This is a genomic window from Candidatus Gastranaerophilales bacterium, assembly GCA_028693235.1.
Classification (GTDB): Bacteria; Cyanobacteriota; Vampirovibrionia; order Gastranaerophilales; family Gastranaerophilaceae; genus JAQUVW01.
In genome coordinates, this window is the sequence record JAQUVW010000001.1 from 146,787 (window position 1) to 171,198 (window position 24,412).

The 24,412-nt window shown below is 34.9% G+C and carries 27 protein-coding genes; 12 read left to right on the forward strand and 15 right to left on the reverse strand.

What is annotated here, in order from left to right; genetic code table 11:
* The first annotated feature begins 2 nt into the window (after nt 1-2).
* The 3 genes from PHV37_00745 to PHV37_00755 all read left to right on the forward strand — a co-directional run bounded on the left by PHV37_00745 (nt 3) and on the right by PHV37_00755 (nt 2,893).
* Nucleotides 3-716: an MgtC/SapB family protein gene (locus tag PHV37_00745; GenBank protein MDD3236608.1), complete on the forward strand. Its 714-nt coding sequence runs from the start codon at nt 3-5 to the stop codon at nt 714-716.
* Nucleotides 709-1,983, forward strand: a complete 1,275-nt coding sequence (locus PHV37_00750) for a hypothetical protein (protein MDD3236609.1) — start codon at nt 709-711, stop codon at nt 1,981-1,983. The genes PHV37_00745 and PHV37_00750 overlap by 8 nt, the downstream gene beginning before the upstream one ends.
* Nucleotides 1,984-2,071: 88 nt before the next feature.
* Nucleotides 2,072-2,893 (forward strand): lysophospholipid acyltransferase family protein, encoded by an 822-nt coding sequence (locus PHV37_00755; GenBank protein ID MDD3236610.1) that lies wholly within the window; start codon nt 2,072-2,074, stop codon nt 2,891-2,893.
* 36 nt (nt 2,894-2,929) lie between these two features.
* On the opposite strand, the gene hpt is transcribed toward PHV37_00755, so the two are convergent.
* The 3 genes from hpt to PHV37_00770 are packed head-to-tail and all read right to left on the reverse strand — an operon-like array spanning nt 2,930 to nt 5,773.
* Entirely contained in the window at nt 2,930-3,478 is a 549-nt protein-coding gene (gene hpt / locus PHV37_00760; GenBank protein MDD3236611.1) for a hypoxanthine phosphoribosyltransferase, read from the reverse strand.
* Complete coding sequence (tilS, locus tag PHV37_00765; protein MDD3236612.1) at nt 3,478-4,830, reverse strand: tRNA lysidine(34) synthetase TilS; 1,353 nt, start codon at nt 4,828-4,830, stop codon at nt 3,478-3,480. Before tilS ends, hpt begins: the two co-directional genes overlap by 1 nt.
* Entirely contained in the window at nt 4,814-5,773 is a 960-nt protein-coding gene (locus tag PHV37_00770; GenBank protein ID MDD3236613.1) for a DUF561 domain-containing protein, read from the reverse strand. Before PHV37_00770 ends, tilS begins: the two co-directional genes overlap by 17 nt.
* Nucleotides 5,774-5,838: 65 nt before the next feature.
* Here PHV37_00770 and ahcY point away from each other — a divergent pair, with 65 nt between their 5' ends.
* On the forward strand, nt 5,839-7,116 hold the full coding sequence (gene ahcY, locus PHV37_00775) for an adenosylhomocysteinase (protein ID MDD3236614.1): 1,278 nt from the start codon (nt 5,839-5,841) through the stop codon (nt 7,114-7,116).
* 51 nt (nt 7,117-7,167) lie between these two features.
* Here the strand turns inward: ahcY and PHV37_00780 are convergent, their stop codons facing one another.
* From PHV37_00780 to PHV37_00795, 4 genes are all read right to left on the reverse strand, one after another.
* Nucleotides 7,168-7,740, reverse strand: coding sequence for a hypothetical protein (locus tag PHV37_00780; GenBank protein ID MDD3236615.1), 573 nt, complete (start codon nt 7,738-7,740; stop codon nt 7,168-7,170).
* A complete protein-coding gene (locus PHV37_00785; protein ID MDD3236616.1) occupies nt 7,737-8,420 on the reverse strand; it encodes a hypothetical protein in 684 nt (227 codons plus the stop codon). Before PHV37_00785 ends, PHV37_00780 begins: the two co-directional genes overlap by 4 nt.
* Nucleotides 8,421-8,489: 69 nt before the next feature.
* The gene (locus tag PHV37_00790) at nt 8,490-9,305 is read right to left on the reverse strand and encodes a TlyA family RNA methyltransferase (protein ID MDD3236617.1); all 816 of its coding nucleotides are present in this window, start codon (nt 9,303-9,305) and stop codon (nt 8,490-8,492) included.
* Nucleotides 9,298-10,074: a TatD family hydrolase gene (locus PHV37_00795; GenBank protein ID MDD3236618.1), complete on the reverse strand. Its 777-nt coding sequence runs from the start codon at nt 10,072-10,074 to the stop codon at nt 9,298-9,300. The genes PHV37_00790 and PHV37_00795 overlap by 8 nt, the downstream gene beginning before the upstream one ends.
* A gap of 138 nt (nt 10,075-10,212) precedes the next feature.
* Here PHV37_00795 and PHV37_00800 point away from each other — a divergent pair, with 138 nt between their 5' ends.
* Complete coding sequence (locus PHV37_00800; GenBank protein MDD3236619.1) at nt 10,213-10,974, forward strand: hypothetical protein; 762 nt, start codon at nt 10,213-10,215, stop codon at nt 10,972-10,974.
* 2 nt (nt 10,975-10,976) lie between these two features.
* On the opposite strand, the gene hemW is transcribed toward PHV37_00800, so the two are convergent.
* The 5 genes from hemW to fliJ form a co-directional block, all read right to left on the reverse strand.
* Nucleotides 10,977-12,068, reverse strand: a complete 1,092-nt coding sequence (gene hemW / locus PHV37_00805) for a radical SAM family heme chaperone HemW (protein ID MDD3236620.1) — start codon at nt 12,066-12,068, stop codon at nt 10,977-10,979.
* Between the two features lie 70 nt (nt 12,069-12,138).
* Nucleotides 12,139-13,482 carry a flagellar hook-basal body complex protein gene (locus PHV37_00810; GenBank protein MDD3236621.1) on the reverse strand — a complete coding sequence of 448 codons (1,344 nt, stop codon included), beginning with the start codon at nt 13,480-13,482 and terminating at the stop codon, nt 12,139-12,141.
* A 40-nt stretch (nt 13,483-13,522) separates the two neighbouring features.
* Nucleotides 13,523-14,029 (reverse strand): flagellar hook capping FlgD N-terminal domain-containing protein, encoded by a 507-nt coding sequence (locus tag PHV37_00815; GenBank protein MDD3236622.1) that lies wholly within the window; start codon nt 14,027-14,029, stop codon nt 13,523-13,525.
* Between the two features lie 11 nt (nt 14,030-14,040).
* On the reverse strand, nt 14,041-15,870 hold the full coding sequence (locus PHV37_00820; GenBank protein MDD3236623.1) for a flagellar hook-length control protein FliK: 1,830 nt from the start codon (nt 15,868-15,870) through the stop codon (nt 14,041-14,043).
* 11 nt (nt 15,871-15,881) lie between these two features.
* Nucleotides 15,882-16,361 carry a flagellar export protein FliJ gene (gene fliJ / locus PHV37_00825; GenBank protein ID MDD3236624.1) on the reverse strand — a complete coding sequence of 160 codons (480 nt, stop codon included), beginning with the start codon at nt 16,359-16,361 and terminating at the stop codon, nt 15,882-15,884.
* 180 nt (nt 16,362-16,541) lie between these two features.
* Here fliJ and rimI point away from each other — a divergent pair, with 180 nt between their 5' ends.
* The gene (gene rimI, locus PHV37_00830; GenBank protein MDD3236625.1) at nt 16,542-17,066 is read left to right on the forward strand and encodes a ribosomal protein S18-alanine N-acetyltransferase; all 525 of its coding nucleotides are present in this window, start codon (nt 16,542-16,544) and stop codon (nt 17,064-17,066) included.
* Nucleotides 17,067-17,073: 7 nt separating this feature from the next.
* A complete protein-coding gene (locus PHV37_00835) occupies nt 17,074-17,751 on the forward strand; it encodes a biotin transporter BioY (GenBank protein MDD3236626.1) in 678 nt (225 codons plus the stop codon).
* Here the strand turns inward: PHV37_00835 and PHV37_00840 are convergent, their stop codons facing one another.
* The 3 genes from PHV37_00840 to PHV37_00850 form a co-directional block, all read right to left on the reverse strand.
* Entirely contained in the window at nt 17,752-18,018 is a 267-nt protein-coding gene (locus tag PHV37_00840) for a YggT family protein (protein MDD3236627.1), read from the reverse strand.
* A gap of 76 nt (nt 18,019-18,094) precedes the next feature.
* A complete protein-coding gene (locus PHV37_00845; GenBank protein ID MDD3236628.1) occupies nt 18,095-18,898 on the reverse strand; it encodes an S-methyl-5'-thioadenosine phosphorylase in 804 nt (267 codons plus the stop codon).
* Between the two features lie 89 nt (nt 18,899-18,987).
* Complete coding sequence (locus tag PHV37_00850; GenBank protein ID MDD3236629.1) at nt 18,988-19,530, reverse strand: type II secretion system protein; 543 nt, start codon at nt 19,528-19,530, stop codon at nt 18,988-18,990.
* A 163-nt stretch (nt 19,531-19,693) separates the two neighbouring features.
* Between PHV37_00850 and PHV37_00855 the strand changes: the two genes are divergently transcribed.
* The 5 genes from PHV37_00855 to rsmH all read left to right on the forward strand — a co-directional run bounded on the left by PHV37_00855 (nt 19,694) and on the right by rsmH (nt 24,408).
* The gene (locus PHV37_00855; protein MDD3236630.1) at nt 19,694-21,190 is read left to right on the forward strand and encodes a hypothetical protein; all 1,497 of its coding nucleotides are present in this window, start codon (nt 19,694-19,696) and stop codon (nt 21,188-21,190) included.
* A 162-nt stretch (nt 21,191-21,352) separates the two neighbouring features.
* Nucleotides 21,353-21,562 carry a 50S ribosomal protein L31 gene (gene rpmE / locus PHV37_00860; protein MDD3236631.1) on the forward strand — a complete coding sequence of 70 codons (210 nt, stop codon included), beginning with the start codon at nt 21,353-21,355 and terminating at the stop codon, nt 21,560-21,562.
* Nucleotides 21,563-21,657: 95 nt separating this feature from the next.
* Complete coding sequence (thyX, locus tag PHV37_00865; GenBank protein MDD3236632.1) at nt 21,658-22,371, forward strand: FAD-dependent thymidylate synthase; 714 nt, start codon at nt 21,658-21,660, stop codon at nt 22,369-22,371.
* Between the two features lie 12 nt (nt 22,372-22,383).
* Nucleotides 22,384-23,469: a peptide chain release factor 1 gene (gene prfA, locus PHV37_00870; protein ID MDD3236633.1), complete on the forward strand. Its 1,086-nt coding sequence runs from the start codon at nt 22,384-22,386 to the stop codon at nt 23,467-23,469.
* Between the two features lie 9 nt (nt 23,470-23,478).
* Nucleotides 23,479-24,408, forward strand: coding sequence for a 16S rRNA (cytosine(1402)-N(4))-methyltransferase RsmH (gene rsmH, locus PHV37_00875; GenBank protein ID MDD3236634.1), 930 nt, complete (start codon nt 23,479-23,481; stop codon nt 24,406-24,408).
* Nucleotides 24,409-24,412: the final 4 nt, after the last annotated feature.

Genomic DNA, 24,412 nt, shown 5'->3' on the forward strand with positions numbered 1-24,412 from the left:
TAATGGAAAATCTTGTTAATAATTTTCAAGTTCCTGATATTAATATTTTAATGCGAATAGTTCTTTCAATAATTTTAGGCTTTGGGATAGGCTTAGAACGTGAATTGACAAACAAATGGGCGGGATTGAGGACTCATATTTTGGTCTGTTTGGGTTCATGCTTATTTACTATTTTGTCAATATATGGTTTTTCAACAGCTATAAGCATTTATCCAATGGGTGATCCCGGTAGAGTTGCAGCCCAAATATTAACAGGTATCGGTTTTATCGGTGGCGGTACGGTGCTAAGACATGGCTCAAACGTCTATGGACTAACGACAGCAGCTTCTTTGTGGATGGTTGCCAGCATTGGTATGGCTTGTGGTTGCGGGAAGATAAATTTGGCATTATATGTGGCTGTTATTTCTGTTGCGATTTTGGTGCTCATAAGAATTTTTGAGACAGAAGTTATGCCCAAAAATTTGAAAAATATGAAACAAGTAAAATTGTCTATAATTTGTGATATAGAAAATTCTAAATTGGTGGAAAATGATATTTATGGTACTTTTGACGAGATTATGGAATTCACCAAAAAGAAGGTAGAACATGCTGATGAAAAGCGATTGCTTGTCGCTAAAATATCAATGTGCTGTAAAAATCCTATTCAATGTATCCATGAAAAACTAGAAGATGTAAAACATATCGACTCAATTTCGGTTCAGGAAATCTATGAATAAAAATGAAATTTTATCTTACATAAAGACTTTTGCAATAACGTGTTTAATCTTGTCAATAATCGTTGGTCTGTTGATTATCAGTGCAAATTTTTCGGCAAAAAAACCACCAACGAAAAAACAAATTACAGAGTTTAAAACAACACAAATATCGATGCTCATAGACAGTTACAAGTTTCAAGAAAGCCAAAACCCCGGAAATTATGAAGTCAACTTGAAGCTAGGTTTAGCCTATGAAACCATTGGGGAGTATAAATTAGCCGAATCTCAATATCTCGTTGCTATTAATAAGGCACCGTATAGCGTTTTTGAACCTACTTTTCAATTGGCTACTCTGTATCTAAAACAAGGCAAATTGGAAAAAGCTATTGACATGATTGCAAAAGTTAAAGAATATGCAAATGATTCTTTGATAAGGTCAAAAGCGATTTTTTATGCAAAAGCAGCTCGGGCTTATTGCGAAAGAGAAAATTATGAATTAGCCAAAGCTTATTTTTTAAATGCATTGTATTATCAAAATAAAACAGATACTGTTAATTTTAACGTAAAAGATGAATTGCCACAGGTTTACATGAATATTGTAACCGTCCAGTTAAAGGCAAATAAAAAAAACAGAGCGATAAACACTTTGTTATCAGGTATAAGCATTACTGATTCTCCGGTTTTGATGTATCATTTAGCAAAATTGTATTCTAGTGATAATCCGGAAGAGGCGTTGATTTGGTTTGAAAAAACTGCCAAAAAAAATCCATATATAATAAATTATTCGGTCTATAAAAAAACATTGTTGGCACTGGTATCATCTTCTCGTGCGGCTGGAGATTTAGTTTATACAAATATGTATCTCGAAAAATATAAAAAATTAAATAGATTTATTTTATATAATATTTTAGATGCTAATGATTTAACAGTTAAAGTAGAAAGTGGTGCCTATAAGGCATTACCATTCGGAATAGCGTCTTCAGTGAATGCAGATATCTCTGTTCAAAACAATACAGAAAAAACTATTCATAAACTTTATCTAATAATAAAGGTTTATGATAATAATCATTTGTGTGAGACGATTGTTCAAAGAATTGCAACACAAGCTGAACCTATAAAACCGGGAGAAACATCAAAAAACTTACATATAAATGCAATTTGTAAAAAGCATGAAACAAAAGTTATGACAAAAGATATTATGTTGTCTGTTTCAGCGAAAAAAAGTATAGATATTCCTCCGGTATTCCTTGAAAATATATATATTACCAAGGTTGGGGGGCTTCCATAAAACGAATTATGGTGGTATAATATCCTTGATATATTAGAGTTTTTGTTTATGGGAGGCTCTTTCACGAGTTTTATTAGGGAGACTTATAATGGCTAGTAATGAAGTTTTGTATTCAGACGTTCCACCTACTAAACTTCGAAATCGGGAAGAAAAATTTAGAAAAGCTTCAAATGACCCTTTTTGGACTTGGGTTGCTGATAGATTCTTTTATAATATGATACAACATCGTTTCTATTCCTTGAAAATAAAAAACGGTAGCAACTATGATAAGACAAATAAAAAGTATCCAATGATTTTTTATGCTCCGCATATGAACTGGTGGGACGGAATCGTAGGGTATAATATGGTTCGTAGATTTTTTAACGTAAAATTACGAATGATGATTGAAGAAATGAACAGATTTCCTTTGTTTGCAAAGGCAGGTGCTTTTCCTGTTAATAAAAAATCTCCTCAAGATGCAATGAAATCTTTGAAATATATATCCGAAGATTTGGAAGCAGGCATGGGGCTTTGGATTTTTCCTCAAGGTATAATTAAACCTCCGAATTACAGACCTATCAATTTTCAAACAGGCATGACTTTTGTTGCAGAAAAGGTTGCAAAACGGCTTGGTGGAATAAATTTGGTTCCGGTTGCTGTTAATTATGTCTTTTTGAGAGAAGACAGACCAGAAGTAATGGTCGAAATCGGTGAACCTGTTTTGCTAGAAAAAACAAACGAAAAAATAGATAGACACGCTTTTACAAAAGCATTAGAGGAAAGTTTTACCTCGCTTTGCGATAGCCAACTTGCAGAAATTACTCACGGAAGCGTGGATGGATATGAGTATTTGTTTAAGCAAAAGTTGCCTTGGTATAAAAAAATTGAGAAAAAACTCAAAAAAGTTGAAATAAAAGGCTCAGGAATATAAAAATAAAAAGGAACTAGTGAAAGTTCCTTTTTTATCTTATTGAGGAAAGTAGCCTATATATGGCAAATTCCTGTAGTAGCCTTTGTAGTCGAGTCCATAACCTACGACAAATTTGTTGTCTATTTCAAAGCCGGCTATATCTGGATTTATGTCTATTTTCCTTGCACAAGTTTTGTTTAATAGTGAAACGAAGCGGAGTTTTTTCGGTGCGTGTTCCATTTGTATTAAATCAATTAAAAATTTAGCAGTGAGCCCTGTATCTACAATGTCTTCGACTATCAATACGTTTTTATCTTTCATCATTGGCAATGTCAAGTCAATTGCTTTCAAGTGGTTACTTGAGTGAGAGTCATTGCCGTAGCTTGAAATTCTGATAAATTCCATTTGTAAAGGAATAGAGATATGTTTTGCAAAATCGCAACAAAACATAACGGCACCTTTTAAAACGCAGATTACAATTAATTCTTGAGCGTCTTTAAATTCGTTATCGACGTATTTTCCGAGTTCTTTTAATCGAGTTTGAAGTGTTTCTTCAGATATTAAAACTTTTAAATCCGTAATGGGTTTATCCAGCAATGCGTTCATTATTCACCTACCAATTCTAATTTATGTGACGGGTTGTTTTTTGTTCTCAATTTTTCGCTTAATCCTACTCCTATAGCCCAAAGAACTTCTTTTCCGCAACATAATAGAATTATTTTATCACGGTCATGGCTTGGTATATTTTTATTAATGAAATATTTTTTAAGTTTCATTTTTCCATCCATGCCGAAAGGTTGGATAATATCGCCGTTACGTCTTGTTCTAAGGGTTAAAGGTTCTTTGAAATCAGACAGGTCAACAAAAGCCACGGGCTCATCAGCTTTGGGGTAATTGTGGACAGTTTCGTTGAATTTATGTATAGAAAATTCGCAAACCGAGCCAAAGGTGTAAAGTCCATCATCTTTGATTTGTATTTCTTCATTACATTTTACATCATCGGCTTTGTCGACTGTGTAGGTGTAAACAGAGGATGTGAAAAGCCAGATATCTTCTGTAAGAGAGAGGGTTTTGCCTGATTTAGAAGATTGATTTTCGATTATAAAATTTAAAATTTCTTGTACTTTTGAAAAACTCGGCTCAATATCATTTCTGATTAATAAATTATATATGAAATGTTGCTTCATTGTAGGATTTAGTAGCATAAAATTTTTAGTTAGCCATTTTTCTCCGACGGTAATCTGTTTTTCGATGTTTTGGATTAATTCTTGGATAATTTTATTGTTCCCGATAGCCATTTCTGAAAGATTTATTAATGCACCTTCAATATTTTGATTGATATTTTTCAATGCAGGCATGATGTTGTGTCTGATGTTGTTACGTGCATATTTTGTATTCAAATTACTTGAATCGCTGTTTGGGAATAGTTCATTTTTAATGCAATATGCTTCGATTGATTTTCTTGAAAAATTCAAAATTGGTCTTATGACTTTAAAAGAGTCGACGTCACGGCATTCTTTAATGCCTTCTAAGCCGTTGAGTCCGGTTCCTTTGATTATTCTGTATAGAATAGTTTCAGCGTTGTCACTTCTTGTGTGGGCGGTCAATATGGCATCAGCGGCGAATTTTGCAGCACAATCTTTAAAAAAGGCATACCTCATCTCTCTAGCGATGAGTTCTGAGGCTTTTAAGCCATCGGGCAATTTTTTTGCGACGAAAGGAATTTCATATTGTTCGCAAAACTTTTTGCAAATAAGTTCTTCTTTATCGGCCTCATCACCACGCCAGTTGTGGTTAAGGTGGGCTGCAATGACTTTAAATCCGTGTTCGATAGAAAGTTGTCTTAAAATGTGGAGCATGCACATAGAGTCCCAGCCCCCAGAAAATCCGACTATGAAAGTCGTATCAGGAGTTAGTTCCACATATTTTCTCAAAATGCCGTTAATTGTTTCTTTCATTGTCTTTCACCGATTTCACTAAGTTTACTGCTTTTGCTAAAGTCGAATTGAATGTATTATTATTATACCAAAATTCATTGTTTGATACTTCATCTTTTATTAAAAGTCGTCCAAACGACCCAATTGCAATGCCGTTGGCTTTAACGTTGCATAAGTCGAGCAGGTGTTTTGATTTGTCGTTGGTTCCGCCGGAGATTATTATGTAAGCGTCAAGTTCTTGTAGTAATTGAGCAATAGCTACAGCCTGAAGCGTTGAAGCTGTTGTGTCTTTGCCGCCGTTCATTGACAAACCGTCTGCTTGGATAATTAATTTTTTGTCATAAAGAGTGATTAAATCTTTTAATAGATTTATAAGTTGAATATCCGCAAATTTTTCACGAGAAACGCATACTCCAAAATTTAAATCAGGAAATTTCGTGATTAATTTTATAAAAGTGTCTTTAATTACTTTGATATCAGGAGTTGAGATATGAAGCTCAATAAATTTTACGCCATAATTTTGAAAAGTTTCAATTGATTCAAAGAGAGCAATTTCTTCTTTTTTATAAGTGATAGCCGAGCACTTACAAGCTTCGCAACCGATACATTTTTTTGTGTCAATAATGACTTCTTGTTCAAAGGAGATTGCACCATATGAGCATTTTTTTATGCAATGTCTGCACCTGAGGCATTTTGTTTTGTCGACAAAAGCTTTTTTCCCGTGTTTGTCATCGCCAATCGGGTAGCTTACGCAGATGGGCAATTCTTTTAGAGAGAATCCTTGTCTTTCAATGGTGTCTTTTACGAGCTTAAAAATTTCAACGTCCGGTGTAATATCAAATATATCGACTCCGGCTTTTGAGTATATTTGCGAAATTGCTTTTATCTCGTCTTCGTTTTTGTTTCCGAGTCCGAGTATAAGTTTGAATAAATTTCTCTTGTTTAATTTTTCGTAAATGTCCATAGAATAATTATACATAGTTTTGTGTATTCATGTTAGAATTTTGTTGTAAAACTTAAGGAGAAACCATGGATTCTACATTAGTAAAATGTGATATTAAAGATATCGCCCTTGCAGAACAAGGAAAAAATAATATTGAATGGGCAATGAAAGATATGCCTGTTTTGGCTCAAATCAAAGAAAGATTTAAAAGAGAGCAACCTTTTAAGGGAATGAGATTTTCAAGTTGCGTTCATATTACGAAGGAAACAGCTAATTTGGTAATCGCACTAAAAGAAGGGGGAGCTGATGGTATTTTGACAGCATCAAATCCACTTTCAACCCAAGATGATGTTGCTGCAGCTTTGGTTAAATATTGGGGTGTTCCTGTTTATGGATACGCAGGTGAAGATAAAGTAACTTATGCAAAGCATGTTGATATATTACTAGACCATAAACCTAATTTTATAATTGATGACGGTTGCGATATAGTTGCTACTATTCACTCAAAAAGACCTGAATTGATAGCTGATATTGTTGGCTCTTGTGAAGAAACAACAACTGGTATTATCAGATTAAAAGCTATGGAAAAAGATGGAAGCTTGCAATGGCCTGCATTGGCTGTTAATAGCAGTATGACGAAATATCTTTATGATAACAGATATGGTACGGGACAAAGTGCTATAGACGGTATCATTAGAGCCAGTAATATTTTGCTGGCAGGTAAAACTTTTGTAATGTGTGGCTATGGCTGGTGCGGAAAAGGTGCTGCAATGAGAGCAAAAGGACACGGTGCTAATGTTATTGTAACAGAAGTTGACCCGTTGAAAGCTTTAGAAGCAGCAATGGAAGGCTATAGAGTTATGCCTATTGCAGAAGCTGCAAAAATTGGTGACATATTCTTATCTATTACCGGTGATAAAAATGTTGTAGACATTCCTCATCTTATGAACATGAAAGATGGTGCAATGGTATGTAACGCAGGTCACTTTGATGTTGAAGTCAATGTGAACGGATTGAAAGAATATACAACTGAAATTAAACGTATCAGACCGTTCTTGGATGAATATAAATTAAATAACGGCAAATCAGTTTATGTTTTAGCTGAAGGTAGACTTGTTAATCTTGTAGCAGCAGAAGGACATCCTGCTTCAGTTATGGATATGAGCTTTGCAAATCAAGCTTTGGGTGCAGAATTTATCATCAAGAACAGACAAAATCTTGAAAATAAATTATATACATTGCCTCATCAAACAGATATTGAAATTGCTAATTTGAAACTAAAAGCAATGGGTATTGAAATTGATACCTTGACAGCTGAACAGGAACAATATTTGAATAGCTGGTCAACAGGTACTGCTTCATAGCAGATATAAAAACTAATAATAAAAGCGGTTTCTGAAGTTCAGAGCCGCTTTTTAGTATATGTTGGAATCTACTTGAGTGAAAAATTCTTCGTAAATTTTCGGGTTTTTAATTTTTATTATTTTTCGGGGTGAATCTTTTCTGTAGCAATATCCGTCTTTGTTTTCGTATATTTTTTCGATTAAAGATAGCTTTATGATGGATTTATCACCTAGTTTAGTTAGTGATACAAAAGAGTCGATGACGACAGGCTTTTTTTCGAGTTCTTTTTTTAAACGGCAAGATGGTTCGATTAAAGATGGGCTCATTATACCCCAAGAGAAGATTGTGGCTGTACCGAATATGCCCATTTCTATAAGGTGCCTGCTTACTCTCAATTTGTCGGTAGATTTGGTGTCGAATGTTTTTCGGGCGGAGATAAAACCGAGTTCCGGTTCATAATTTGTTATTGTAAAACCGCTGTTTTGAAAGGTGTAGATGACAGCTTTTTCTATTTTTTCTTGGTTGGTGAAAGGAATTGTGTAGGTTCTTATTTCGTTGTATTTAATTTGAGCTTTTTGTGTTTGGCGGCAAAAAGCAGGACTCCCGAGTATGAAAATTAGAAATATTGATATTGATTTTTTCATTTTGTTTCAGACTTTTTGTTTTTCTCGTTGACATTTTCTTCTTTTTTTTCATTTGTAATTTGTGTTTGTGCTTGAGCTTGAGCTTCTTTTTCCATAGATTGTTTTTTAGCTTCTTCTTGAAGTGCTAGTTCTTTAGCTTTTTTTTGAGCCTCGATAATTGTTTTTTGAGTATTTTTTTGTGTTTTGATTTCTTGCTCAACTCTATCGTAGAAATATTCATATCTTCTTTGGATTGTCACCTCATTGATATATTGAGGGTTTCCGTATGTGTTTAGCAATTTTCTTTTGTAAATCATTCTGACTTTTGTATCGGGACCGAAATCCGTTATGTTTGCAGATATTTCAATACTTGCCGTCCTTATCCCTTTCCAGAAAAGCCCGGCTTTGCTTGCTCCAAATTCTTCTGCGATATCCACTGTTGTGTCTTCTGAATCAAAGTCAAGGGCACCTGCAATAAAGCCGAGTTGAGGATTTGCTGTATTAATCATATATCCGTCAGATTGCAAAATATCAATCATAGCTTTCATTACAGATATTTTGTCTGTGTTTTTAAAGGTATGAAGTTGATAGGGTTTTTTTCCCATCTGAAGTTGTGGAACTATTGGCTGGTTGCTTTCAGCAAAAGCTACAGCTGAAAATCCAAAAGTTAAAAAGGTAAGAATAATTATAAAAAATCTCATATTTGCTCCAAAAGACTCGGTTGTGTTTTCATTATATACAGCACTATGATATTTTTCAAATTATGCTCGTTATTCAGCCAGCAAGTGTGAGCTTTTGACTATACTTGCAATGTCAATATCATTGGTCAAACTTATTTTTGTCGTGAATAATACAATATATTCTATGTTACCTGCGGGTCCTTTTATAGGTGAAAAATCGAGATTAATAGCTTTTAGCCCGATTTTTTCAGCGAAATCAAGCACATTTTTAATGACTTCAATGTGCGTGCTTTCTTCTCTGACTACGCCATTTTTGCCTACTTGGTCTTTGCCTGCTTCAAATTGAGGTTTTATTAATGCCATGATTTGATTTTCATAGGGGCTCATGAGTTTTAAGATATTTTCAAGCACTTTGGTTATTGAAATAAAAGACAAATCCATAGCACAAAAAGTTGGTAGAATGTCATTTTCGCTATATATGTCAGATGAAACGCAATTTTTCACATTTACTCTTTCGACAACTTTGACCCTCTGGTCGTTTCTTAGTTTCCAAGCAATTTGCCCGTATCCGACGTCAACTGCGTAGACTTTGTTTGCTCCGTTTTGGAGCATGCAGTCAGTAAATCCACCAGTTGAGGCACCTGCGTCGAGGCATGTTTTATCTTTTAAGTTGATATTAAATGTTTTAATTGCTTTGTCCAACTTGAAACCGCCTCTTGAGACGAAGGGCATAGTTTTTATTTCGATTTTTGTGTTGTCTTTAATTTCAATTTGAAAGCCAGCTTTGGTAATTGTTTCATCGTTAATTTTTACATCACCTGCCATAATTGCAGCTTGGGCTTTAGATTTTGTATCGAAGTATCCTTTTTCAAATAGAATTTTGTCGAGCCTGTCTTTTTTATTCATTATAGCCTCCGAAATCAAAAATTCTGCACGCATTATCCGTGGTTGTGTTGTCAATTTCTTCCAATGTTACATTTCGAAGATTTGCTATTTCAATAGCGACAAATTTAACAAATGCAGGTTCATTCTGTTCTCCCCTATGAGGAGTTGGTGTCATATAGGGGGAATCTGTTTCAAGCAAAAGTTTATCGAGAGGAACTATTTTTGCGACTTCTTTTGCTTTTTTGGCATTTTTAAAAGTTGTGACCCCACCGAGTGCTATATACCAGCCTTCATTGATACATTGTTTGGCGAATTCAACGCTTCCGGAAAAGCAGTGCATAACAACATCAATTGCACCAGCGTTTGTGTTTTTGATTATGTTGAAACTATCTTCATGGGCATCTCTGTCATGTACAAGGATTGGTTTATTGACGGCTTTTGCTATTTCAATCTGGTCTTTAAAGATTTTTTGTTGAATATCGATTGTTGTCTTGTCCCAATAATAGTCGAGCCCTATTTCACCAATTGCGATAACTTTTTTGTGTTTTGCAAGTTGAATTATTTTATCGTGAGATTTTTCGGTGTAAAGTTTGGCATCTTCCGGGTGAACACCGATTGCAGCATATATGTTGTCATATTTTTCAGCTAAATTGATGATTTTGTCGAAGTCTTTTTCAGCAGCAGCCGGAATTATTATTTTTTCAATCCCATTTGCCTTAGCACGAGCCAAAACTTTTTCAAAATCTTCTTTATAGCAGTCCATATCAATGTGTGCGTGTGTGTCAATCATTTTTTCACCTTTTAGTTATTATTAAGTGTATTACAAGAGTAGCTGAAAAAAAAGAGAAATGAGGTTTTTAATTGTTTCTTTTTGTAAAATACTAAACTATTATTAGCAATTAAATTTTTGTTCATCTATTATAAATATGTGCAAATGAATGAGGGCACTTTGATGAAAGTTACAAACAGCTATAATTATTCTAAAAACCCTGTAAATAAGCCGGTAGAAGCCAAAAAGAAAGCTCCTCAGAAGGCTGTTAATCCTACAAATGTAAAAATCGCATCATTGGCAGGTAGTGCTGTTGCTATCAGTGCTGCTATCGGTGGCATATTAATGGCATTGAAAAAAGGTGGAAACCCTACTAAATTTGCAGATTTGAGATATGGAGAAAAAGAAGTTTTAGCACTTGGCGGAGCTTCTATCGCAGGCGGCATGATTGCTGGTTCAATTGCTGATAAAAACAACGCTAAGCACAAACTAAGAGAAGGAATAAGACAGTTCACAGCCAATTTGTTGGCTCCTGTCGGCTGCGTTGCGTTAGGCACCACATTATTAGAGAAATCAGGCTTAAAAATGCCTCAGTTGAAAGAAACTGTTAAATTTGCTGACAAAATAAATCTTGCACTAAAAGGCTTGCCTAGGGCTGCAATTACTGTAACAGGCTTGGTTGGCGGAATGGCTGTCGGTAATAAAATCATGAGCAAGGTAAATGATAAATTGTTCAAAGAAAAAGCTGGTAAAGAAACTAAAGCCACTGACTATAGCCAACACGCTGATGACTTGTGTTTCGCTTCAACTTTTATGTTTAAAAACCCTAAAATACAATCCGTAATTTCTAAAGTTTTACCTGCTACTTTCTTGATTGCAGGCATGGAAACAGGTACAAAGGGCTTACCTGAAAAGAAATAGATTTAGATTTCAATAAATTCAGATAGGATGTTGTTGCTCAATAATATGCCTTGTCGAGTTAGAGCGTAACCGTATTGAGTTTTTTTGATGTGGTTTGTTTCTGAATATTTCTTAATTATTTCAGAATATTTTTTGTCAAAATCTATTCCGAATTTTTTATTTATATTTGGAATGTTTAGACCTTTTGTTTCCCTAAGTCCTAAGAAAATTTCTTCTTCGAGCTCATGTTGAGGCGTAACTTTTTCGATATAGATTTTTTTGTTGGGAAGTTTTATGTATTCTTCAATAGTCGATACATTTGTGTATCTTATGTCGTCTTCGTAACCGCTAGCTGCAACCCCAAAACCATAATAGAGTCCATTGTTCCAGTAGTTTAAATTGTGCTTTGATTCAAAATTCGGTTTTGAAAAATTGCTGATTTCGTATTGAAAAAATCCACTTTTTTCAAGGTAGTCAATTGCTTCAATATACATTTCCGCTTGGTCATCATTTTCGGGTAAAAAATGGGGCTTGTGGTTGAAAAACGCACAGCCTTCTTCAATTTTTAAACCATAAAGCGAGATATGTTGAATATTAAGGTCGGTTGCGATTTTTAGCGAAGTTAAAAAGTTTTCTGTATTTTGGGTCGGGAGCCCGTAGATGAGGTCAATACTTATGTTGGAGAATCCTGCATTTTGGGCATTTTGTACTGTTTTTATCGCCGTTTCTTTGGTGTGGTTTCTTCCGATAAGTTGTAAGATATTGTTATCGAACACCTGAGTTCCGATGCTTAACCTGTTGATATTTTGAGCTTTTAAATTATCTAAATATTCTCTATCTACTGTTTCAGGATTTATCTCTACTGTAATTTCTGTATTTTTATCAAAATTGAGCTCGGAGAGAATTAATCCGAAGTCACTGGTTGAAAGAATAGAGGGAGTTCCCCCTCCAAAATATATAGTGTTAAGCTTTTCGCCTTTGTAATTTGTTTTTATTTCTTCTAGCAGCGAATCAATATATACATTTTTTAACGTAAGTGTGTCATAAGACACAAAAGTGCAATAATTGCATTTTCTTCTGCAAAAAGGAATATGTATGTAGGCATTTTTTATCATAGATTTATTATACAAAAAAAACGGATTAGAAAAACTAATCCGCTATATCGTTATTAACACATATTAATTATTATTGACCGAGATAAGCTAATGATTTCATTATTTGGTTTTGTGTATCAAATACACGGCTGTTAGCTTCAATCCCTCTTTGAGCCACAATCATATCAGCAAATTGAGCCGTCATATCAACGTTTGAACCTTCTAAAGTTCCGGAAGCAAGTGCTCCAAAACCGTTTCCGTTAGGTGTTCCATAGAAAGCATCTCCGCAGTTTGCACCTTGTGAAAAACAGTTATTTCCAACGCCTACTAAACCATTTTGGTTGATAAAGCTTGCAACTTGCAATTGTAAATTAGCAGGAGTTGCAACTTGAGGTGGAACCGTGACGTCATTGCCTGTGATTACAACTCCCTCAGCGGTAGTGTATTGGAATACGGAGTTGTTATTATCATCTTGAACGACTTTAAGTTTGTCACCGTTCGAGTATTTAACTTCAAGGCTACCATCTTGATAGACGGTCATTCCGGCATATTTTTGAGCAGTTTCTTTGTTGTCAGCGACTTTTATTTCTTGTTTGTAGTCGAGGACCTTAGATGAATAAGGTTGCCCTGCAGTTGGATTGGAGTCATTTAATTGAGTAGCTGAAACAAAATTTGAAGTACCTGATTCGAATTTTAATGTTTCACCAGCCGGTGGAGTAATTTGCAATTTACCACCGCTCAAGCTTACGGTATGACCTGCAGCAACGCCGTTTAAGCCTGTTTGGATTTTATTTGCGATAGTTGCTAAATTGTCACCATCTGCAATTGTAATTTCTACAGGTGTAGTTGTTCCACCACCATCAACAACATTTATTTTAAAAGTACCGGTTGAAATAGATACATTATTCAATTTTGATAAATCTTTTGTGCCTATGTCCGCAGTGTTTGGAATGGTTTTTGTTTCAATCATAGTAGGGATTTTAACGGGAGTGTTACCACTTTGAGTGCTGAAAGAGCTTGATGCACCCATTAATTTATATCCGCTTGGAAGGGTTAAGTGACCTTCTTCGTCAAGTGTAAAGTTGCCAGCTTTTGTGTAAAGTATCTGATTGTCTTGGTTCATAACCGTAAAGAAGCCATTACCTTGTAGCATCATATCGGTTGATACGCCTGTTGATAAACTGGAACCTGTTGTAAAGTTTCTTGCAATAGCACCAGTTTGAGTACCTACGCCGATTTGTTTAGGGTTAGTACCGCCAAGATTGGTGGTTGCACCAGAGCCTGCCGATAGTGTATTGTAGTAAACATCTGAAAAAGTAACAGATGATTGTTTAAAGCCGATAGTATTCATGTTTGCCAAATTGTCAGCTACAACATTGATGCTGTTTTGACCGGCTTTAATTCCGCTTATGGATGTGTAAAAAGCTTGTCCCATTTTTCCTCCCGTATTTATAAGTATTACTTTTTATTTTTAATTATGATTTTTCAGTTTTGTCAGAATCTGTTCCGGTTGATGTATCACCGGAGGACTCCCCACCAGCTGTTGTAGTAGGTGTTTTTACTCCAACGACATAGCCAAGAGAGTAGTCTTTGCCCCCAACATTGACAGTTGCACTTGAACCGGAGAAGCTGGCTGAGTCAACGACACCTGTTATTCTTTTTGTATTATCTTCAGGGTCGACCAGTGTAACTTCTTTTCCGATTAGCATACATGCCTGAGTTACTTGGTTGTTGACGCTTATGTTGCTGTTTAGCTCTTGCAAGGCAGTTACTTGAGTAAATTGAGCTTGTTGAGCCAAGAATTCCTTGTTATCGATAGGGGCAAGCGGGTCTTGTTGTTTTAATTGTTCTAGCATTAGCTTTAAGAATGCGTCACCATCAAGGTCAGATGAACCTGAATAGCCGTTTCTTTTAATTTCATCAGCTTGAGCTTGAGTTGTGGCATTTTGCATAGCCGTTATTTGATCTCCGATACTGGTCATTTTTCCTCCTTTTAAACCTTATAGTCTACCAAGCCTGCGTGCAATGAATTTTTATCTATCAATCCATTGTCTGTTTCCAACATTCCTTCCTCAGATAATCCCTTTGCTGATTGAGTAATATCAGCATCTTTTTGATAAGTTTCATTTGCTTGATTTGGGTTTTTGTTGTTGCTTTCAGTATTTGCATTGAACTGTTCTTGTTGGAAGTTCAAATCCGCAAATGCTGACTTGTTGGTTTCTTCAATTTTAACGTTTACATTGTTGACGTTTAACCCTTGATTATTCAAACTATTTTTTAAACTATCAAGACTTTTTTCTAATATTTCTTTGACTTGTTTGTTTTCGGCTATAAGGGTTGCCGTAATTTCACCTTTTGTGCTTAGGATTTCGACATTTACTTTTCCTAAGTTTTCAGGTTTTAGTATTATTTCAACTTTTTCAGTTGTAGTAGTTTTTATGTTTGTTAATTTATCGTTTATTTGGTTAAGAATATCGCTTTTGCTTAATTCTTTGGGTTCAGCTATTGCTGAAACATTTGTTTTGGTTTGTGTTTGTAGTTGAGATGTTTCTTTGTTCAGCAAATTAGAGAAATCAGTTTTTGAGGTTGCACCATCTTCGGTTGAGTCAACATTTTCTATTGTTAATTTTACAGCTTGTTCTGTTGCATCTTGTTGGCTAGAGAAGTTGCTTCCTGTTGAAGCCGAATTGTTAGATGTTGAAAGCTCGGCTTTCATGTCATCAATCATAATTTGGTTAAGAGTGTTGGCTTGTTTTGGTGCAGATTTGTCTTGCGGTTTTATTTCTGTTTCTGTTGTAACTTTAATTTTTACAGAATCTATGTCACTTTCTTCAATATTGTTAAGACTTTCAAGGGTTGTGGCTATTTTGTTGTCTTCAACGCCGGCTTTATTTTGAGTAGTAGCTTCAAATTCTGAAATCGAGTTACTTTCAGATTGACTTTGTAGATTTGTATCAACTTGTTTGTTGCTACTTGATGTATTTATGTTGATAGCTTCGTCTTTTTCACTTGCTGTATTTGTTGAAACAGTTGTTGTTGATGTACTACTTGAGGTGTTAGAAGTGGTGACAGCGTTAATTTTTATATTGGTGTCGATATTTTGATATGAATTGTCGTTGTTTTCAATCGTGGTAATGTCTGAATTTTGAGTAGTTTCAGAATTACCTATCGCAGTAGTATCAGTTGCTGTATTAGTTTCTGAATTTGTCAACGTAGTATCTTGTGTTGTGTCTGCAAATATTTTGTTTAAAGCGTCAATTAAAGATAAGGAATTGTCTTTTGTGGCTTCATTTGAGCTACTTGTGGTAGTCTCATTTTTAGCTTCGTTATCAGAATCTGAGTCTGAATTTTTATCACTTCTGTCGTCTGCTAAATCTTTATTTGAGTTGTTGTTTTCTGTGATTTTGTGGTTTGTATCATTATCTTTTTTGCATGTGCTTTGAGCTTCATCAGTTGTCATATTGCTCTTTTTAATGTCGTCTTTATCTTTGTTGTTGACTTGGTTTTGTCCATCTGTTTTATTGTCTAAATTTTTATTTTTTTCGTTTAGGTCTTTTGTTTTTGTGTTTGAATCGGAGGTTTTGTTTTTTTCTGTTGAATGAATATCTTTGTTGCTTTTTTGTGCTTTATTCATCAAGACATCATTTGTGGGATTGTTTTGTTTAGATTTTTCAATTTTTTCAGAATTAGAGTTTATCTTGTTCAAAACATTTTCAAAGTCATTGTTGGTGTTTTTAGATTGATAAGATGAGTTTCTGGTATTAGAAACATTTGATTTTTGATTTAGTTTGTTGGTCAAAATATCTGTTAAATAGTTTGTCATTTTATCTCCGATTAACCTACTTTGTATCTGCTGATTGAAATGTCATCAAGTTCTGTCATTTCTTTATGAAGGAATTCTTTATAGAAATTTTGTTTTTGTTTTTCTTCGAGTTTAGTGAGGATATCTCTTTCTTTTAGAGCTTCTTGAACTTTTTTTTGTTGAGAGTTTACAGCGATTTTTATTTGTTCAATGAGTTGGTTTTTTTGTTTGATTTTGGTATCTAGTTGCATAATGTAGTTTTTACCGGTTTGAATTTGTTCGATATCTAGTATTTCGCCTTCGACGACCGTAGTAAGTTTAAGGCTCAAATTACTTTTTGTGTCTAATATAAGTTGTTTTTCATTTTGTGTATCTTGCAAGACTTTGCTGATTCTAGCCAATTCAAGCATAGCGTCATCAAGAGCCTTTTGTCGCAGCTTCAAGACTGTTTGCAGTTTAAATTCAAATTTTTTCAAACCTACCTCAAGAGTATAAAGTCTGTAAATCGGCACATATTTGTGCCTCTCCTCACGCATACAGAATAATATATGTAGGAGGTGTTTTATATCCTCTATTTTTTGTATTTTTTTTGAAAAATACATCGATTAGTTTATTTTAAAAAAATAAATCATTTTTTTGTATGAGAGAAATTTAGGTTTGAATCTTTAGACTGTCTTTGATAATATTTAGGAATGAAAAATAAAAAATTATCCGTAAAGATAGAAAAAATGAAGAAAGAAAATCTTGATGAAGTTATGGAGATTGAGACGATATCGTATCCGAATCACCATTGGTCAAAAGATTCTTTTTTCAACGAATTGTCTAATAAGCTTGCTCATTATTATTGCGTAAAGGACAAAAATGCCGATAGAGTGCTAGCTTATGTCGGATATTGGCAAATTTTAGAAGAGGCACATATCACAACCTTGGCGGTGCATCCTGATTTTAGAAAACAGCAACTTGCACAAATATTGTTAAAAACATTAATAGATGATTGTTATAAACAAATGATTAAATATATAACCCTAGAAGTTAGAGAGAGCAATATTGCAGCCATATCTTTATATGAAAAATTCGGTTTTAAATCTATAGGTCAAAGAAAAAACTACTACCAAGATAATGGCGAAAATGCTATCATTATGTTTACGGAAAACATTTGGCACGAAAAATTCAAAAATCTATATGAAGAACTTAAAAAAACAATAATGAAAGTTTGATATACGAATGACAAAAAGAATTAAATCTCAATTTAAAGAAATTCGGCATTCGAACGAGAAAGTCAGATTTACGCTTGGCACATTGACCCTTGTTGCTTTGTGTACTTTTTTGATTATAATTTCTACTTTTACACAATTTTCTTTTAATCACTATTGTATTCCGCTGGAAGCGTTTTTCCATCCGATTAGATTCTCTGATTCAGGTGGACCATTGGTTCAGTTAAAATACTATGAGTATATCCCGCAATTGCCGGTAATAGCTTATATTGCGGCTTTGTTGGGTCCAATCTACGGACTGATTTCCGTCGTCTTGTATTTGATTTTGGGACTTTCGTTTTTTCCTGTCTTTGCTTTAGGGGGAGGGATAAAATACGTGCTACAATACAGCTTTGGCTATATTTTGGCTTATATTCCCGCAGTTGTTATTATGGCAAGATGTTTAAGAAAGCATTTTTCTTATAAAGATGCTTTTAAAGCCAGTTTTTGGGGTGTTTTGACAATTCATATAATAGGCATATTTTATACAATAATTATGGCTCTTATAAAAAGAGAGCCATACCAATTTATATTAGAATGGATTGCAATACAAAGCTTATTCAAGTTTATATATGATTTGATATTCTGTTTTATAGCGATAATTTTAGCTAGAATAACAAAAAAATTCTTATGGATAATTATGGGTTAATTATACCCCTACGTAAACCAATAATCTAACTATGGCAACTTGTGCAAATTGCAAGAATAGAATTGCAATTATCGGTGAAAAATCCAAACCACCAAGAGGTGGAATAATGGCTCTAAAAGGTGCTAAAACGGGGTCAACAACTATTCTTAAAAATTTGAAAGGTTGATTTTCCCAGTTTATGCTGGGAACCCAGGTTAAAAATATTCTAACAATTAACAGCCACCAATAAATGTTAAATAGGTTGTTTACTATTTGTGCTAAACTCATTTCTCCTCCAAAAGCGAAAATTTTTATAAAGAGTGAGATTTTTCTTAACCCCACTCTTTAATATAAGCATTATTAATTATGAAGTGTGTGAAGTATTTTGGCAATCACACGTATTTCTATCATCAGGAATAGCTTCAATCATAGTAAGAAGCATTTTCTTCAAGTTTTCTATATTGTCTTTGAACACCTTTGTAACTTCTTGATGAGTTACAGGAGGTACATCGCCGACGAGTCCTGCATCATAGTCTGTAATCAAGGCAATAGTAACAGGACACATATCGAGTTCTTTAACCAAGTGAACTTCAGGGAATTGGCTCATGTTGATAACTTCCCAGCCTTGATTTGTAAAGAATTTAGATTCTGATTTTGTAGTAAATCTAGGACCGTTTATAATAACTACGGTACCGGTTTCGTGAACAGAAATCCCATCTTTTTTAGCTGCTTCGATTGCGATTTTTCTGAGTTCGGGGCAATAAGGGTCAGCAGCACTGGGGTGCACGCAAACAGGACCTTCAAAGAAGGTTGATTTTCTTGCGTCAGTCCAATCAACATATTGGTCACAAACCACGAATTCGCCGGGTTTTACATTTTTTTGTAAACTTCCTGCGGCACAAGGAGAGATTACTCTTTTTACGCCTAAGGAATGAAGTGCCCAAACATTAGCTCTGTAGTTTATAGTGTGTGGCAAAAATCTATGGTCGTTGCCGTGACGAGGAAGGAAAGCAACTTTCTTGCCTCTGACAGTACCGATAGTAATTGTGTCGCTTGGTTTTCCATAGGGGGTATCAATTTCGACTTTCTTCACTTCAGAGCCTTCGAAGAAGCTGTAAAAGCCAGTACCGCCAATAATACCAATAGATGCTTGTTCTTTTTCTGTCATAATTTTATCACCGTTATTATGTATAATCAGATGTCAATAATAGCACATTTATATTGGTAAAGACAAGTACAAAGCCAAAGAGAAGATATTTATTCAGTAACTTTAGCCATATCTTTAATAAATTTATTTTCTGTTGTCCACGAAGAATCCGTAGTAACTTTGCCATCAGAGCGAACTCTCATTCTGAGACGGTCTTGCCCGATTGTATTTTTGCCTTTATCGCCGTTAACATCGACGTAGATATCGTGAGTTTCACCGATGGTTGTGAATTTAAAGGCACCGAGTCCCCACCATTTAGTGCCGTTAATTGTAATAAAATTAGGTGTGTCGGCATCTCCAGTTATAGAGCAATTTATTTCGCCTGTCGTATTCAAATTAGCTGCAATAATTGTGCAAAATTCGTCAGTTCCAACTTCAGTGTCAGCCCAATAAGCAGATGAATTTGCGGCTTTTGAAATTATCTCGTCAGACCCCAGAACAAGTGCACTTTGCAGAGTGAAAATAGCTTTTTTATACATTAGCTTTTCTTTATCAGGCTTTACATTGTTGAGAGAAGGAATTAAAAGGGAAAAAACTACGCCAATGATAGTTAATGTGATTAGAACTTCAGCTAATGTAAACCCTTTTTTCATATATATCCTTTTAACATATTTTGGTATCAGTATATCACATTAATTATATGTAACAATAGCTTTTTCTACTCCGTTTGTATCATTTTAGAAACAAATTTAAACCAAATAGCAATATTAATAATTCAGGGTTCTTGAAAAATTGTGTAGTCAATGAGGAAGCCAAATGCTAGTAAATCCAATTTCATTTTATGGGATAAATAAAGCAGATAAAACGAAGCCTGCAAAGAACACAAATCCTATTGAGAAGCAAGATAAATTACCTAAGAATGTTTCTTCCTCAAGGTCACAGAACCAATATGCAGCTTATGTTGCAGGTGTAAATAAGGCAGAAATTGCCGCTAAAAGAAATTTTGAAGGAAGTGCTGCTAAAAAGTTGTTTTGGGTTTTGACAGGCAGAAATTCAATATACGAAGACAATTATACAAAAGAACATTATTATAAAAACGGCAATACAGGCTGGAGAAAATGGGTAGATGCACCTGCTTATGAATTGTTAGATAGGACACCTGAACAAGCAATTCAATCGTTATGTACAATCGTGAAGCCAGACAATTCATATCCAACGATTCCCGATAATATAAAAACTCCGAATTACGGCGATAATTGGGGAAGAAAAGCAAATTATATTGAGCTTAATCCGAGAACGGTCGGCAATCACAATTATGACAGAGTTCATGATGGATTGTTGAATACAATCAAACTTTTGCCTGCAATACCTCCATCAGGCAACAAATTTGCAAATTGTGTTGTTTTGTCGCAATTGTTCCCGTCAATATGGGGTGAAAGCTATACAGGAGATGGGACTAGTCTTTATACTATGAATTTGAACGCAGGAATAAGCCAAAATATCGCCTCAGAAAATCTTGAACGTGATGGCGTTAAGGTTTCCAATGAGGAGCAAGTTAAGGCATTTAACGACTTGGCTCATATGCGTGGGCTAAAAACAGGTTTTAGAATGCTTTTGTCAGAAGGTCAAATGTGGGTTGGTGGCGAAGGTTTTAACTGGGATAATCCTAAGCATCAAGAAGCTTTTATTAATACCTGCGTAAATGGTATTAATATGGGGTTTGACGCAATATATTTTGATAGTGCAAAACACATTGACGGTTATGACCAAGAACATTATTTCGGAGTAGGTAGACTTCCTCATTATGACCAAATGCAAAAAATTTCATACGAAATAAGAAACAGAACAGGAAGAAATGATATTTCGATTGTCGGTGAAAAATGCGACTTGAACCCCAGATATGAAGAAATGGGCTATACTGCAGGGACTGATAGAGGCGTTTCTGATGAAAGAAGCAGCGTGCTTCACGAAAGCAGAGCACAACAAAACAATATGAACTATGCAGCAGGTCCAGAGGTCTCAAATGACAATGATGATAATTATTATACATTTGACGAAAGATTGAATAGATTGACAAACTGCTTGTTCGGGCACGATTCAATGGATACTAAACTTCCTACATTTATGCAAATGACAGATATTTTCCCGTTGACGCCTTATACAAGTACTCATAATGAAATGCTCGAAAGTCGAACAAAAAGTTCCGACGGATCAGCAGAAAGTCATATCCACAACGTTTTTGATACATCTGAAACCGCAAGGTGGTTCCAACACAGAGTAAATCAAAAATTCTTGGACGCTATTTATCTGTAGATTGGTTGTTTCAGAATAGTAATATTTTAATTGCTTTCCGAAAATAAACTCCTCTAACACTTGAAAAGCTTAAAAAATATTAACCTCATGAAAAAATTACTTGATATAAAAATTTTAGCTGACTATAATATTTCATAGTCAAAAGAAATAGAGGTTATATCAATGAAGAAAGACATTCATCCGGATTATAAAAAAACCACAATCAAATGTGTTTGCGGTAACGAAATAGAAACAGGTTCTGTAGTGGATAACATCACAGTTGAAATTTGCAACAAGTGCCATCCTTTCTATACAGGAACACAAAAGATTATGGATACAGAAGGACGTATCGAAAGATTCAACAAACGTTATCAACAACAAGACAAAAAGTAACTTTACGGCGTTATGCATTTGCATAACGCCTTTTAGAATAACCCGCTTAATGAACAAATGGCGGGTTTTGTGTTAATTTACCAGAGGATTTTATTATGCCAACGCATAAAGATATTGAAGTAAAACTTATATCCAAACCGCAAGATATGTTGAGAACGGTTTATACCGCATGTAGAACTTGTTATAGTGCGGATTCTCCTATAAATATCTATGAGTGCGATAATGCCCATGATGAAGAAAAAATACTTAAATTAATAAAAAGAGTTATTTCTTCAGGTCATTTCAGTACGATAGAGCATGTTCAGGTAAGTTTTGCGTTGAATAATATTTCAAGAGTTTGTACTCATCAACTTGTAAGACATCGTCATATGTCATTTTCTCAGAAATCTCAAAGATATGTCAAAGAAAAAGGACAATTTGACTATATTATCCCCCCTACTATTGAAAAAAACGAGGAAATGACTGCTAAATACAATGCTTTGATGAAACAAATATCACAATGTTATTTAGAGATGACAGAGGCAGGAATTCCAGCAGAAGACGCTCGTTTTGTGCTTCCAAATTCAACTGTTACGTCAATGGTTGCGAGCCTTAATTTGAGAGAACTTATTCACCTTGCAAATATCAGATTATGTTCAAGAGCTCAAGCCGAAATCAGAATTCTCGTCAAAAAAATGTGTGATGAATTAACAAAAGAAGAGCCGTGGCTAAAGGAATATTTGGTTCCGAAATGCGAAAGACTCGGCTATTGTGATGAAGATAAAACTTGTGGGCGTGTTCCTCAAAAACCGGCTGCATTAACTGTTTAAGGATTTTATATTATGAAAGACATGTTAGAAAAAATTATTCAAATTGAAAAAAAATATATTGAATTAGGTGAAATATTGAGCGACCCTGCTATTATTCAGGATTATAACAAATTCAGAGACCTTTCAAAACAAAGAAAATCAATGGAAGAAACTGTAGATGTCTATCATTCTTGGAAAGAGGCTGATGAAGCGGCTGCTGACGCAAAAGAACTTTTGAAAGGTGAAAGTGAACAATCCATGAAGGATTTTTTGCATTCAGAGATTGATACCAACGTGCAAAAATGTGAAGAACTTGAAGAAAAAATGAAGGTTCTTTTACTTCCTCGTGACCCTATGGATGACAAGGATATTATGATTGAAATCCGTGGCGGAGCCGGTGGTGATGAGGCAAATATTTTTGCAGGTGATTTGCTTAGAATGTATATGAAATACGCCGATAAACAAGGCTGGAACGCTCAAATTTTGAGTAAAACAGAATGTGAAGCGGGAGGATATTCGGAAGTTGTTGTTTCAATGAAAGGTGACGCTGTTTATTCAAAATTGAAGTACGAATCAGGTGTTCACAGAGTTCAAAGAGTTCCTGCAACAGAGTCTCAAGGCAGAGTTCACACTTCTACAGCTACGGTTGCCGTTATGCCAGAGGTTGATGATGTTGAAGTCGAAATCAGACCTGATGATATTGAAATGTCTACAGCCCGTTCAGGCGGTGCCGGCGGTCAAAATGTAAATAAGGTTGAAACTGCGGCAAGATTGTTCCATAAACCGACAGGGATTATGATTTTCTGTACAGAAGAACGTTCTCAATTGCAAAACAAAGAAAGAGCTATGCAAATCTTGAAGACAAAACTTTATGATTTGGAAGTCCAAAAACAAATGCAAGAGATTACTGATTTACGTCGTTCTCAAGTAGGTACCGGTGACCGCTCCGAAAGAATAAGAACTTATAATTTCCCTCAAGGAAGATTAACTGACCATAGAATCGGGCAAAATTTGAATGTATGGACAGTGATTGACGGAGATTTAGACGATCTTTTGGATTTATTGATAGCACATGACCAAAAGTTGAAACTTGAAAAATTAGCAGAAATAAATTCATAGGTTGTTGCTATGAGTGAATTTAAGCACTATCCCGTAATGCTAAATGAGGCGGTCGACGCATTACAGTGTGAAAACGGTAAAATATATGTTGATGCTACTTTAGGTGGCGGCTCATACAGCGAATTGATATTGAAAAGAATACAACCAAACGGGCGATTATTCTCTTTTGACGTTGATATTGCGGCGATTGAGGCTGCTTCTGAAAAACTTTCAGAATATAAAAATTTAACAATAGTTAATGATTCTTATTGCAATATTAAGAAATATTTGTTACAAAACGGCATTGAAAAAATAGATGGAGGAATTGTTTTCGATTTGGGGGCTTCGTATCCTCAATTGACTTCTGACACAAGGGGGTTCAGCTTTTCAAAAGATGCAAAACTCGATATGAGATTTAATCAATCTGCTGATTTTACGGCTTATGATGTCGTGAATGGATATAAAGAAGATGAGCTCGTAAAAATATTCAGTGAATATGGCGAAGAACGCTTTTCCAAAAGGATTGCAAGAAGAATAATCGAAGTCAGAAAAACAAATCCAATATCAACCACCAAAGAATTGGCAGACCTCATAATAGCCGCTACCCCAAGAGTTAAGAGCAATATACACCCTGCAACTCGTGTGTTTCAAGCGGTTCGCATAGAAGTAAACAATGAGTTAAGAAATATAAAAAATACTTTAAATGAAGTGCTTACTTTCTGTTCTGTTGGTGCTATAATATCTGTAGTTACGTTTCACTCTCTAGAAGACCGAATCGTAAAACGTTTCTTTAAATACCATTCTAACAAGTGTAATTGTGAGCCGAATCAGGCGATATGTAATTGCCCACTACCAAAATTAGAGATTATAAACAAGAAACCACTTATTGCGACAGAACAAGAAGTCGCCGTAAATCCTCCGTCAAGGTCTGCAAAATTGCGTGTAGCAAAGAGGATTTAGAGTC